Genomic DNA, 12630 nt, shown 5'->3' with positions numbered 1-12630 from the left:
GATAAAAATGCCGTGGCGACATCATGGATGATGGCGCAGGCTCGGGGGCACATGGATATGCCATCTGAGCAGTTAGGTGACTTTTACTGGGCGTATGATACTGGTTACTAAGGTGTTTACGGAGATATGAGTCATTTAGCTACAGACATACTCGAGTGTTGGCGAAATTAATCACTTACATGTAAGTGACCGTTGGCGGCATGGATGCCGTCGTCGAGCCCTCAGGGACGAGTTTATGGCGTGTCACTGGAATGAAAGTGATTAATTCTATGCATAACAGATAAAGCACTAATCACCCTTAAAGAGGGGATTGCTGTTAATTCCCTCTTGGTCGACTCTTGATTAACAAATCAGGGGTGAAGCCCCACGACGTTGGTCAAGCGGAGCTTGATTATCAACCAACCCAACCAATCAATTGGTTGCAAAACTCCACATGGCTTGAATCAATCCATTATTAACTTCAAACACCACCATTACTTCAAAGGGTTCATCCCTAATCCCGCTGATGCGTTCGTGATCGACGACTTTATTGCCCACCACCATACGGCTGACTATTTCGGCATGTAAGTTGGGCAGGTTAAAGCGTTCATTCTGATAGTAGTCACTAAAAGCGGCTTTACCTTGGATGACGGGCGCTGTTGCGGGTGGACGATAGATGCACACATCATCACTAAACTGGGCGACAAAAGTAGCGAGATCGCGCTGGTTGTAGGCTTCAAGCTGGGCTTGCACTAAGGCTTCGGGTGTCGCTATTTTTGCGGTTAAATTGCTCAAGGATGATTCCTTACTGAAATGAATTAGCTCGAAATGCATTACTGTGTAGGGAGGGAAAGATCGCTTGCCGTCGCGCTACTATCATTGCGCTACTATCATCACCATGACAACTTTCTTTTCCTCTAGTATTTTCTCAGTTAAGTATACTATTCCAACAGCTTAAGCTGTGTTTGTCCCCATTGGGTGGCGAAAGGCATCGCCTCCTGCGGACTCAGGACAAACTCCTGTTCGCATCCATCGCCGCGGGGTGTTTCCCAGAATTTGATGGTCTTTGCCTCAAGGGTGAGCTGATAATATCCCGAGCCGTCTGATGAGGGACATTCTGGATCTAACTCTTTACCTGCAAACAATTTTTCCCTTAATGCTTGGGGTAAAGGATGGCTCATACCATCGAGCATGCTTTGCGGTTTGGTGTCGGCGAAAAACCATTGCCACGGGTGGAAAGGTTTGCCATCGCTAAGGGAGAAGCTGACAAATTCTTGGCTGATACCATTAGCGCCATAACCTGCGGCCCAGCGATATAGGCGCACACTGAGCCAATGCTTATTAATAAAAATCGGCTCGGCAAAGGTTTCGTCAGTCACAAAACTGCCCATTTGTGCCAGCATTCTGCGGCGGGTGTCAAAGGTTTGTGCTAGTTGGGCTTCATCGGTGAGCTTATGTTCAAGCCATTGATTAATTGCCAAGATCCCCGTTTGTGGGCCTTTAAATTCGATACCCACATCTGTTCCGAACGTCAGCGGGCGATACTCAATATTTTCATAGTTTTGCCATTTCCCTCGGCTGAGTTTAGGCCTTGTTTCTAGTGGCAGGTTATAGGCATCGGCGCCGCAATCTTCTACATCATCTGGGCTGATTGCTCGCTCAAGTTGTACGGGGAACGATTTACTCGCGCTATCTTTAAACCAATGGCCGCTCAGTTTTTGTGGCGTGACAGTATCAAACTGCCAGTTTCCCGTGTTGCCTTCTTCTTTCCACAGTTCATCTTGCTGCTCGAGCCTTATCGGCGTTAAGTAGCGTTGATAGTAATAACTGCCTGTTCCATATTGATTAAAGCAGACTCTGACTTTGCTTTTGCCTAATTGTCCCTGCCAGCTCCCCGTCAGTTCATTGGCCGCAAAGGAATGTAATGGGAGCGTAGAAGCAAGCAACAGGCTTGAGGATAAAACCGAGAATAACATCCTTGTTTGCATACATATTTTCTCTTAAAAGGTAATAAGTTGGATTGAAAATCAAAATGAACCTAGGGTGTAAAAAAGGTCGCCCGTAGGCGACCTGATGTAAAAGACTTAAGGCTTACTCAACCTGCCAATCAATGGCTTCGCCTGCACGAATCGGCACTACGTTAGTGTCGCCCAGCGGGTAAGTTGCAGGGACATTCCATGGTTTTTTCACTAGGGTGATCGTGTCGGCGTTACGTGGCAGATTGTAAAAGTCTGGGCCATTGAAGCTGGCGAACGCTTCGAGTTTATCCAGTGCATTCACCGATTCGAAGGCTTCGGCATACAGCTCAATTGCGGCATGGGCCGTGTACGAACCCGCGCAGCCACATGCGGCTTCTTTCTTATCTTTAGCGTGGGGCGCCGAATCTGTGCCTAAGAAGAACTTCTTGCTACCGCTTGCTGCAGCGGCCAATAACGCCTGCTGGTGGGTATTGCGTTTTAAAATCGGTAGGCAGTAAAAATGTGGGCGAATACCGCCAGCCAGCATGTGGTTGCGGTTATACAGCAAATGGTGGGCTGTAATAGTCGCGGCCACATTATCAGAGGCTTGGGTGACAAAATCGACCGCATCCTTAGTGGTGATATGTTCAAGCACGATTTTAAGTTCTGGGAAATCGGCGACGATTTTGCTGAGGATATTTTCGATAAAAACGCGCTCGCGGTCGAAAATATCAATCGATGAATCCGTGACTTCACCGTGCACTAAAAACAGCATGCCGACTTCTTGCATGGCTTCGAGGGCTGGGTAGATGTTCTTCAAATCGGTGACGCCAGAATCCGAGTTGGTCGTCGCGCCCGCAGGGTAGAGTTTAGCGGCAACAATTTTACCCGTAGTTTTGGCTTTGCGGATTTCATCTGGGCTGGTTTTGTCGGTTAAATACAACACCATCAAAGGTTCGAATAGTGAGCCCGCTGGCACCTGCGCTTTAATGCGGTCGTAATAAGTCAGTGCGGTTTCGGTATCGATAGCGGGGGGCACTAAGTTTGGCATGACGATGGCGCGGCCCATATAGCGGCTGATGTCGCGCACGGTATCTTTTAGCTGGGCGCCGTCTCTTAAATGAATATGCCAGTCGTCTGGGCGAGTGATTGTTATTGTGGTCATAGGGTTTGGTCTTTTGATTGTTTTTGCTGCGAGGTGGCAGGATCTTATGTGGCAAGGATTTTACTGTAAAGGGAAACTCGGTAGTTTCGGCCAATAAATCTGTTAGGACATGTAATTGAAGCGCTTAGCTGCGTGGCTCGCGCTATGTCACTGTTTTTAGCATCGGACACTTTTGCTTAATCTGCTGCGGACACTTTTCGATTTAACTTCCAGTGTCCGCGGACACTTTTATCAGTGATCTCAAGTTAACATTTTGAATAATAATGTTTTTACTGGTTTGGCATAGGCTTTGCTTTCTCTGTGGTATAGATTTCCAATAGTGTCCGTTGATTGCGCTTCGGCACTGATGATTCCGACAGGGAAGCGAGTAAAGCCATGATTAAAGATACTAGCGGCCAAGATACTGTACTTGTGCCATCGACCACTAAACGTCTTAAGTTACCTCTGTTGATCGGCGGTTGCGCCTTATTAGTCAGCGCCTTAGTGTGGGCGAGCTTGGGCACAGATAGCGTGAGCAAATCCTTAAGCCGCAGCGACATCACTACCGCAACACTCTTTGTTGGAACGTTAACCCGTGATGTTGCGACCACAGGTAAAATTGTGGCGGCGAATGCGCCTATTTTGTATAGCACAGAGGAAGGCACAGTCACTCTGCTGAGTAACCCTGGCGATAGCGTCAATAAAGGCGATGTGGTTGCCAAACTCGATAGCCCAAGATTATCCAATCAGTTGGAGCAGGCTAAGTCGATTTTGGCGGGAATGCAGAGTGCGTTAGAGCGCGCCAAGTTAGACGCCAGACGCGGTCAACTGCAAGTGAATCAAACCTTAGACATGGCCGCGGTTGACCTAGAAGCCGCCAACAGAGAACGTCGCCGGGGTGAGTTGTTAATTAAAAATAAGCTGATCAGCGAAATCGATTACGAAAAAGGCAAAGACGAATTACACAAGGCTAAACTCAAGTTTGCCCATGCCGAGCAGGAAGTCGCGCTAACAAAAGACACCCTAACCTTTGAAGTTAAAAACAAAGCATTAGAAGTCGAGCGCCAAACCCTTGCGGTGCATGAACTCGAACGCCAAGTTGAGGCCCTGAATATCAAAGCCCCCGTGGGCGGCATTATCGGCAACTGGATCACCGAGCAGAAAACCCGTCTTAGCGCTAATCAACCGATTCTAACCGTTGTGGATTTAAGTGCCTATGAGGCCGAACTTGCTGTGCCAGAGTCCTACGCCGACGATTTGGGTTTAGGGATGGAAGTTGAGCTCAGTTTCGGCAGCGTGAAGTTAATGGGCAAGTTATCGTCCATCTCCCCCGAAGTACGTAACCGTGAAGTGACCGCAAGAGTGCAGTTCGTTCAAGATAACAGCTTGAAACTGCGTCAGAACCAACGTATCTCCGCCCGAGTCTTGTTAGAGCACAGACCCGATGTGTTGATGGTGAAACGCGGCGCCTTTATGACCAGCGGCGGTGGCGATGTGGTGTACCAAATTGAGGGCGATCTAGCCAGCCGCCGCGCGATCAAACTCGGCAGTACAAGCCTGAGCCAAGTCGAAGTGCTGGATGGCGGCAAAGCCGGAGACGAGTGGGTGATATCCAGTGTCGAGCCCTTTAATCACACCGAACAGGTCAGGATTCATTGATGACCGATATTCGTAAATTACTAAATAACCAATCTGATGAATTTAACAGCGCAGTGATCAAGGTGAATGACGAAACCTGCTGCGACATGGACAAGAATAGGAGCCGAATATGCGTGATACACAATTTGATTTCAGCATGTTGATGTCATCAAAAATGTTTGGCGTGTTGGCCTTACTGCTACTGGTGGTCGCGGTGGAGTTGAGTATCGGTGAAGCCAATAGCTGGTTTTTCCTTGGACTGAATGCGCTGGAATGGACCAATCCTTTGGATGAGGTTCGCCAAGTGGGTGAGGTTTCGGTCGAAAGTGCCGACCTTATATTGGGCGTTTTTGTGTGGCTTGTAGAGTCTGTCGTTGAGCCATTTTTCGGCTGATGACGCTGCCATGCATCGAGTCGTTTAGATGCAGCGTAAAATTGATTTGATTATTTTAAGGAAATTAACATGTTATCAATGAAGAGTGTGAGCAAGGTTTTTAAAACGGATTTAGTGGAAACCCACGCCCTGCGCGATTTTAACCTCGAAGTGAATGAAGGCGAGTTTGTCGCGGTCACGGGTCCTTCTGGCTCAGGTAAAACGACTTTTTTAAATATCGCGGGTTTGCTCGAAGGTTTTACCCACGGTGACTATTTTCTCGATGGCATTAACGTGTCTAACCTGAGCGATAACAAGAGCGCTGCTATCCGTAACGAGAAAATCGGCTTTATCTTCCAAGGCTTTAACTTAATTCCCGACCTTAACTTGGCAGAAAATATCGAAGTGCCGCTGCGCTACCGTGGTTTTAATGCCAAGGAACGCCAACGCCGCGTACAGCAAGCATTAGAACAAGTGGGTTTAGCTTCACGACTCAAGCATTTTCCCACTCAGCTTTCGGGCGGACAGCAACAAAGGGTGGCGATTGCTCGTGCTTTGGCGGGTGAGCCACGCTTCCTGCTCGCCGATGAACCGACAGGTAACCTCGACAGCTTAATGGCGCGCCAAGTGATGGAATTACTTGAAAATATCAACCAAGCGGGCACAACCATCATCATGGTGACACATGATCCTGAACTCGCTCGCCGTGCCCAGCGCAATATTCAAATTGTCGACGGTCAAGTGTGTGATTTTACTATGTATCAGCCCCATGGCAGTGTGCAAACTGCGGCGACCCCGCACCCATTAGACAAACTTGTCGCCAACGCTGACTAAGGATACGCATTATGTTTTTTTATTATGTTGATTTAGCTTGGCGCAGCATTAAGAAAACCCCCGCGCTGTCGTTGTTGATGGTGTTGGCGATTTCGATTGGTATTGGTATCACGATCACCACGTTAAACGTGTACAAGATGATGTCATTTAATCCTGCGGGTGAACGCTCTGATGAGTTAAATGCGGTTCAACTTTGGAGCCAAGGCCCAGATTCTTGGGATGAGTTTAACTCATTAGTGACTTATCAAGATGCGATGAATCTGCGCAACAATACCTTACCTAAACGCCAAGCGGCGATGTTTCGCACTGGGATGGCAGTGCAAACGGAGGATGCTAATTTTGCGCCTATTTTAGAAAGCATTCGGGTGACGGACAGTGACTTTTTTAAGCTGTTTGACGTGCCATTTTTGTACGGTAATGCGTGGGATAAATCCGTCGACACTGAACCTGCTTATCAAGTGGTGATTAACGATAAACTCAATCAAAAATTGTTTGCTGGTCAAAACAGTGTTGGCAAGGTTATCTATCTTAATCGTAAACCTTATCAAGTGGTTGGGGTGATTAAAGTCTGGGATCCTAAGCCTAAATATTATGATCCCACTAACGGTGCCTTTAACGACACGGAACAAATTTTTGTGCCGTTTTCGCTGACGCCTATCGAAGAGTTTGATATATGGGGTAACACTTCAGGTTGGAAGTTTGAGACGATGAATAGTTACAGCGATCGCCTTAACTCTGAAAAAGTGTGGTTGCTGTATTGGGTTGAGTTGCCAAATAAAGACGCAGTAGCCAGTTACCGTTCTTGGCTCAGCAATTATGTGGCGGAGCAAAAAGCCCTGGGCCGTTTTACGGATAATAAATCAGCCGCTGACTCAGTCAAAGTCTCCGATGTGGCGACTTGGCTTGAATACAATAATGTGGTGCCCGAAGACAATAAAATCTTGGTTGGCTTGAGTGCACTATTTTTAAGTGTTTGTTTAGTCAATATATTAGGTTTGATGCTGACAAAGTTCCTCAAGCGTGCACCCGAGGTGGGAGTGCGCCGTGCAATCGGTGCTAGCCGTGCCCAAATCTTCGCTCAATACATGGTGGAAGTGGGCATGATTGGTTTATTCGGTGGTTTGCTGGGACTTGCTTGGGCCTACGCGTCACTTTACGGCTTATCGGCACAGTTTGAGGTCTCGAAGGGGTTAACCCATTTATCGGCGAGTATGTGGATTATCACCCCAAGTATTGCGGTAGGCACAGCCTTGTTGGCTGGCTTGTATCCCGCGTGGGTTGTTTGTCGCACTAAACCTAGCGTTTATCTGAAAAGCCAGTAAGGGACTCATTATGTTGCATATTAAACCTATTCTCAGCAGTTTATTGCGCAGTAAAAGTGGCCCAATCTTACTGCTTATTCAGATTATCTTGTCTGTGGCGATTGTGGCGAATGCGAGCTTTATTATTCAAGAGCGTTTAGCCCTGATGCAGCGTGATTCGGGGATTAAAGAGTCAGAAGTTTTGACCTTTAGCTTGTTTAACTTTGATCCATTGATTGATAAAACCGCGCAAAACAAAATTGATCAGCAAATTTTGCGGGGGCTACCCAATGTGATTGATGCGACCTCAACCAATATGTTGCCGTTAAGCGGTGGCGGCTGGTCGAGCACGTTAAATCTGGGCCCCGATCCAGATAGCGCTAAATCGACACCGCAATTTGCCATGTATCTAGGGACAGATCATACCATTGAGACCTTAGGCATTAAGCTGATTGAGGGGCGTAACTTTTATCCCCATGAACTAAAGGACAGCCTCGATAGCCCGAGTCGCTTAGCGATCATCTCCAGTGCGTTAGCTAAAGCCGTTTGGCCTGATGAATCCGCACTTGGCAAAGTGTTGTACGAGGGCAAGGATGCGCAGATCACTGTGATTGGGGTTGTCGAAAAACTGCAAGGCGCGTGGATTGACAGTTCTAGCCTTGAAAACAGTGTGATTCAAAATGTGGATTATGGTAGCAGTTCTTACATGGTAAGGGCTAAACCTGAGTTTCACGCCGAGCTTAAAGACGCGATAAAAAAAGCGCTGCTGGCGGAGAATCCCAATCGAGTACTCGATGGCTTTAAGTCAATCGAGGCCTTAAAAGATAGTTCATACCGCGATCATAAATTAATGATTACTGTGTTAACTATGATGGTGGTGTTGCTGCTGCTGATCACTTCGCTCGGTTTAACGGGCATGGTGATGTTTAATATCCAGCGCCGCACTAAGCAGATAGGTACCCGCCGCGCACTGGGTGCTAAAAAGCGCGATATTATCAGTTACTTCCTCGTGGAGAACTATTTGATTTGCTTAGCGGGAGGCGTGCTGGGCGGCTTGTTAGCGATACAGTTAGGCCAACAGTTAATGAAAATCTATAGCTTGCCTATGTTGGACTTAAGTTACCCACTATTTACTGTGGCAGGTTTATTTATTGTCACCACGCTGGCGGTTTACTTACCGGCGCGTAAGGCGGCAAATATTTCGCCAGCAACGGCAACCCGCAGCGTATAGCGAAATATTTGATGTCACTCAAGGTACGATAAAAGCCCGATAAAAGTGCGATAACAATAGGATGTTATTGCACTTTTTGTTACTTTACGGTTAATAGTTTTATATAGGACAACACTCATACTTATGGATACTATCCTTATCGTCGACGACAATCATGCCATCTGCCAAGCCCTAGGTTTGATGCTAGAACTCAATGATTATCGGGTGCTGACTTGCCATAGCCCAGAGGACGCCCTTGGGTTATTGGCGACGCAGGATGTGGATTTAGTGATCCAAGATATGAACTTTACTCGGGATACCACATCGGGCGAGGAAGGCAAGCAGCTGTTTTACGCCCTGCGCGAACGCCAAGGGGATCTACCGATCATTTTGATGACGGCGTGGACGCAACTCGAAACCGCCGTTGAATTAGTCAAAGCGGGCGCGGCCGATTATATGGGTAAACCTTGGGATGACGCTAAGGTGCTCAATAGCATTACCAATTTGATCGCGCTTTATAAACTCTCCCGTGCTAACCATCGTCTCGAGCGGGTGAATCATCAACGCCAAGTGGCGATCGCCGATGCGGACCTCTGTGGGATTGTTTTTGGTAGTGGCGCGATGCAGCGTTGCATTGATTTAGCCTTGCAACTGGCGCGCTCCGATGTGTCGGTCCTCATCACTGGCCCTAATGGTGCGGGTAAAGACAAGCTTGCCGATATTCTCCATGCTAATTCTCCCTTAAAAAACAAGCCTTTTATCAAGGTCAATGTCGGCGCTTTGCCGATGGATTTATTAGAGGCAGAGTTGTTTGGTGCCGAGGCGGGGGCTTTTACGGGGGCGACTAAAGCGCGTATTGGTCGCTTTGAAGCGGCCGACGGCGGCACACTGTTTTTAGATGAAATCGGTAACTTGCCCTTATCTGGCCAAGTAAAACTGCTGCGCGTGCTGCAAACCGGTGAATTTGAACGCTTAGGTAGCCATAAAACCCAAAAAGTGAAAGTGCGGGTGATTAGCGCGACCAATGCGGATCTGGCCCAAGATATTGCCGAAGGGCGTTTTCGTGAGGATTTGTTTTACCGCTTAAATGTTATCGAACTGGCGCTATCGCCGCTGAATCAACGTACCGACGATATCTTACCTTTAGTGCAGCATTTTATCGGCAGCGATTTTAGCTTGAGTAAACCGGCATTGCAGGCGTTATTGCACCATCGCTGGCCGGGAAATGTACGCGAGCTTGAGAATGCCTGTAAGCGAGCGGTATTGTTGGCGCAAAGTCATGTGTTGACCGAAGCTGACTTTGGTTTAGCACCTGTCGTGAGTGTCGTAAGAGCTACTTCCCATATTTCGGCAGCTTCTGAGCCTCGACGCTTTGATCAGCGACAGTATGATCCGCGCATCTGTGGACAGCGACAATTTGATCCTCAGCCCGTTTATGTGCCAAGTTCTATTCCCACTCATGCCACTTTTTCTGATGGCTCTGAACGCGGTCAAGCACTGTCTGCCAATGAGGCGATAGAGGTGAGTCGAGAAGATATCGAAGCGGCGCTAAAACAGCACCATGGTGTGATTGCTAGGGTCGCCAAAGCGCTTGGACTCAGTCGTCAGGCGTTGTATCGGCGCATGGATAAGTTTGGTTTAGATAAATCATAGGCCAAGCGCAGATGCTAGTTCGTAGCTTTTAGACAGCAGCTACTAGGCTACAGATTCTAAGCTTCAGCTTCTAGGCCACAGAAAGGCTATCGATTAAGGAATGTGAGTGTTAATTCGAACTAAACTGATCATTTATTCAATGGCTTGCTGCGCCTTTGGCGTCTTGCTCAGCTTCGCCTTAGTGAAATATTTCTCACCTAATGCTTCGTCTGTTGCCACGTCTAACACGATTGAAATCCCTGATATGAATGTGCAACTCGATTTTGTGGAGCTGGAGAAAACCGTCGCTTCCATCGAGCTTGCCCTTAAAAATACAGAACAATTACAGCTGATGGCAGCAATGCAAGCGCGCCAGAGGACCGAGCAGATTAAGGCTGAACTGCAAAAACTTGAACAACTTAAGCAAGAACAGTTACAAATAAAACTCTTCAAGTTAGAACAGCTTAAAGAAGGGCAGTTTAATTTCAGCGCCCATATTGCAGAGCCTTTACGTGTAGAACCGCTCTCGATTTTACCGCCCAAAGCCCCAGCATTCCCTGTGGCGCCCACTGAAATAGCAGACAACGAGCGAGTCTCGAGTTTAACCTTAGGTGAAGGTTTGCTGGTGTTATTGCTCGCTTGTGGCGCGTGTGGCCTAAGTGTCGCTTGGTTAACACGGCATCTGGGTCGTAGCTTGGATTCCCTTGAAATAGGTCTGCTGAACTTTAGCGATAATGATTTTAGTGTGAGTATTCCAGAACATGGTGAAGGTCAGCTACAAACCTTGGCCCAGTTATTTAATTATTCTGCGGCAAAATTGCGCCAAGAAAGGCAATACATTTACCAGCGTGAGTTGTTGCTGGATAAGGTGATCCAAAGCTCTCCCAACGTGATGTTATTGCTCGACGACCATCAGCGGCTAATTTACGCCAACGATGCAGCGCGTCACCTATTCCACAAAAAGGGCAAAATGGAAGGTTTGAGCCTAGATGAATTGTTAGTGGACTTGCCCGAAGTATTGGCCTTAGCGCTTAAACATGAAAAGAACGGTCTCTTTGCCATGGGCGAAGATGATGTGGAAACTTGGTATTTGAGTCGCGGCCAGTTTTTGTTGAATAACCAACAACATAACTTGATTTTACTTAAGCAGATGACCCGCGAGCTTAATCGTCAAGAGGTGGCAGTATGGAAGAAAGTGATCCGCATTATTAGCCATGAACTTAATAACTCAGTGGCGCCCATCGCCTCTATGGTGAACTCCGGCCGACTGCTAACCAAAGATATCGATAATCCCAAGTTAACCTTGATTTTCGATACGATCGAGAATCGCACCAGTCATCTGAGCCAGTTTATCTTCAACTATGCCCGCTTTGCTAAGTTGCCGCTCCCGCAGCGGCGTCAGGTGAATTGGACGCAATTTACGACCCAGTTAACCCAGCATTATCCCTTTAAACTTAGGCATGATTTGCCTGAAGTCGATGGTTATTTCGACCAAGGACAGATGGAGCAAGTGCTACTCAATTTGCTTAAAAACGCCCATGAATCGGGTTCAAACCCAGAGGAGGTTACCCTGTCGATTCGGTATCAAACCTTAGTGGATGGTGCGGGTTTTAGCATTGCGATCGAGGATCGCGGTACTGGCATGTCTGGCGAAGTATTAGAGCAAGCGCTGTTGCCGTTTTACTCCACGAAACAATCGGGTACTGGGCTTGGTCTACCTCTGTGCCGTGAAATTATCGAAGCCCACGATGGCAGTATTAGCATGCATAACCGCAGCGACGGTGGCCTGTTGGTTCGGCTGTGGTTACCACAATGACTATGGTTTCCACCATAGGGGCCACAATAATCCGCACGTTTTGTATTAGCACAGCAATGCGACCCTAGGGTCGCATTTTTATTGCTTCTTCATTTGTTCGTTTACCCTATGACTCCGGTCTTAACGGCTTCTTAGCGTATTAGCCAAATGGGCTATTTTTGCCTTTTTACCTTAGCTCTTCGGGCTAATTTGCCTCCCAGCGTAATGACGGGAGATCTTTAACCCTGTTAACCTGCTTTATCGAAAATTGGCGCTTAAACTCCCGTTGTTAAAACAGAAGTTGGCGCGGTTTTTAAGGTTCGATTAAAAGGTTAAGGAGGGATAAGTGAAACAGTTAAAACAGCGTCTGCTGATCTGCGTTTTATGTCCATTCCTGCTGCTGGCTTCCCCTATCACTCTTGCCGACAACGACATTGAAATTAGTGGTTTAGTGATAGATAGAACCTTGACTCGGTTTGGTAAGGATTTTGGCTTCTACTACTCAAGCTATTGGCGCGAGCTGCCCTTTACTCAAGGCTTTAACGTGACGCTGTACGAGACTGTGTTTCCGCAGGCCGGAACCGTTTTAACCTTAGAAGTAAACGGGACACGGATTTACACCACCCATTTTGGTCGTCGTGCAAATCCGGTTAAAGAGAGTGCAGAGCAGGCGATTTTGATCACGATTGATTATTTAGCGCAAGTCAGAGCCAATGCAATAACAGGTGATTTTTCAGGAACATCGGACGACTTTTAGGATAATAAT

Annotated in this window: 11 protein-coding genes; 8 read left to right on the top strand and 3 right to left on the bottom strand. The window is 47.4% G+C overall.

All coding sequences use genetic code 11. The features are described from left to right. Positions 1–411: 411 nt before the first annotated feature. The 3 genes from DYH48_RS16300 to pyrC all read right to left on the bottom strand — a co-directional run bounded on the left by DYH48_RS16300 (position 412) and on the right by pyrC (position 3102). Complete coding sequence (locus DYH48_RS16300; protein WP_218565655.1) at positions 412–813, bottom strand: nuclear transport factor 2 family protein; 402 nt, start codon at positions 811–813, stop codon at positions 412–414. A 107-nt stretch (positions 814–920) separates the two neighbouring features. Further along, on the bottom strand, positions 921–1967 hold the full coding sequence (locus DYH48_RS16295) for a hypothetical protein (RefSeq protein WP_115335353.1): 1047 nt from the start codon (positions 1965–1967) through the stop codon (positions 921–923). Positions 1968–2070: 103 nt separating this feature from the next. Next, positions 2071–3102 (bottom strand): dihydroorotase, encoded by a 1032-nt coding sequence (pyrC, locus tag DYH48_RS16290; RefSeq protein WP_115335352.1) that lies wholly within the window; start codon positions 3100–3102, stop codon positions 2071–2073. Positions 3103–3477: 375 nt separating this feature from the next. Between pyrC and DYH48_RS16285 the strand changes: the two genes are divergently transcribed. The 8 genes from DYH48_RS16285 to DYH48_RS16250 all read left to right on the top strand — a co-directional run bounded on the left by DYH48_RS16285 (position 3478) and on the right by DYH48_RS16250 (position 12621). Beyond that, positions 3478–4740 carry an efflux RND transporter periplasmic adaptor subunit gene (locus DYH48_RS16285; protein WP_115335351.1) on the top strand — a complete coding sequence of 421 codons (1263 nt, stop codon included), beginning with the start codon at positions 3478–3480 and terminating at the stop codon, positions 4738–4740. A gap of 109 nt (positions 4741–4849) precedes the next feature. Further along, positions 4850–5113: a hypothetical protein gene (locus DYH48_RS16280; protein WP_115335350.1), complete on the top strand. Its 264-nt coding sequence runs from the start codon at positions 4850–4852 to the stop codon at positions 5111–5113. A 69-nt stretch (positions 5114–5182) separates the two neighbouring features. After that, positions 5183–5926: an ABC transporter ATP-binding protein gene (locus tag DYH48_RS16275; protein ID WP_012088444.1), complete on the top strand. Its 744-nt coding sequence runs from the start codon at positions 5183–5185 to the stop codon at positions 5924–5926. A gap of 11 nt (positions 5927–5937) precedes the next feature. Continuing rightward, complete coding sequence (locus DYH48_RS16270; RefSeq protein WP_115335349.1) at positions 5938–7248, top strand: ABC transporter permease; 1311 nt, start codon at positions 5938–5940, stop codon at positions 7246–7248. 10 nt (positions 7249–7258) lie between these two features. Then, on the top strand, positions 7259–8458 hold the full coding sequence (locus DYH48_RS16265) for an FtsX-like permease family protein (protein ID WP_071940168.1): 1200 nt from the start codon (positions 7259–7261) through the stop codon (positions 8456–8458). Between the two features lie 123 nt (positions 8459–8581). Further along, positions 8582–10090, top strand: a complete 1509-nt coding sequence (locus DYH48_RS16260) for a sigma-54-dependent transcriptional regulator (RefSeq protein WP_115335348.1) — start codon at positions 8582–8584, stop codon at positions 10088–10090. Between the two features lie 106 nt (positions 10091–10196). After that, positions 10197–11885, top strand: coding sequence for an ATP-binding protein (locus DYH48_RS16255; protein WP_115335347.1), 1689 nt, complete (start codon positions 10197–10199; stop codon positions 11883–11885). A 325-nt stretch (positions 11886–12210) separates the two neighbouring features. Then, the gene (locus DYH48_RS16250; protein ID WP_115335346.1) at positions 12211–12621 is read left to right on the top strand and encodes a curli production assembly/transport protein CsgE; all 411 of its coding nucleotides are present in this window, start codon (positions 12211–12213) and stop codon (positions 12619–12621) included. The last annotated feature ends 9 nt before the right edge of the window (positions 12622–12630 follow it).

Origin of the sequence: Shewanella baltica, from assembly GCF_900456975.1 — a bacterium.
Lineage (GTDB): Bacteria > Pseudomonadota > Gammaproteobacteria > Enterobacterales > Shewanellaceae > Shewanella > Shewanella baltica.
This window is presented reverse-complemented; position numbering and strand designations above follow the sequence as displayed.

Coding starts and splice junctions, on each gene's coding strand:
- DYH48_RS16300 (WP_218565655.1), bottom strand. CDS start 813: ATGCATTTCGAGCTAATTCATTTCAGTAAGGAATCATCCTTGAGCAAT.
- DYH48_RS16295 (WP_115335353.1), bottom strand. CDS start 1,967: ATGCAAACAAGGATGTTATTCTCGGTTTTATCCTCAAGCCTGTTGCTT.
- pyrC (WP_115335352.1), bottom strand. CDS start 3,102: ATGACCACAATAACAATCACTCGCCCAGACGACTGGCATATTCATTTA.
- DYH48_RS16285 (WP_115335351.1), top strand. CDS start 3,478: ATGATTAAAGATACTAGCGGCCAAGATACTGTACTTGTGCCATCGACC.
- DYH48_RS16280 (WP_115335350.1), top strand. CDS start 4,850: ATGCGTGATACACAATTTGATTTCAGCATGTTGATGTCATCAAAAATG.
- DYH48_RS16275 (WP_012088444.1), top strand. CDS start 5,183: ATGTTATCAATGAAGAGTGTGAGCAAGGTTTTTAAAACGGATTTAGTG.
- DYH48_RS16270 (WP_115335349.1), top strand. CDS start 5,938: ATGTTTTTTTATTATGTTGATTTAGCTTGGCGCAGCATTAAGAAAACC.
- DYH48_RS16265 (WP_071940168.1), top strand. CDS start 7,259: ATGTTGCATATTAAACCTATTCTCAGCAGTTTATTGCGCAGTAAAAGT.
- DYH48_RS16260 (WP_115335348.1), top strand. CDS start 8,582: ATGGATACTATCCTTATCGTCGACGACAATCATGCCATCTGCCAAGCC.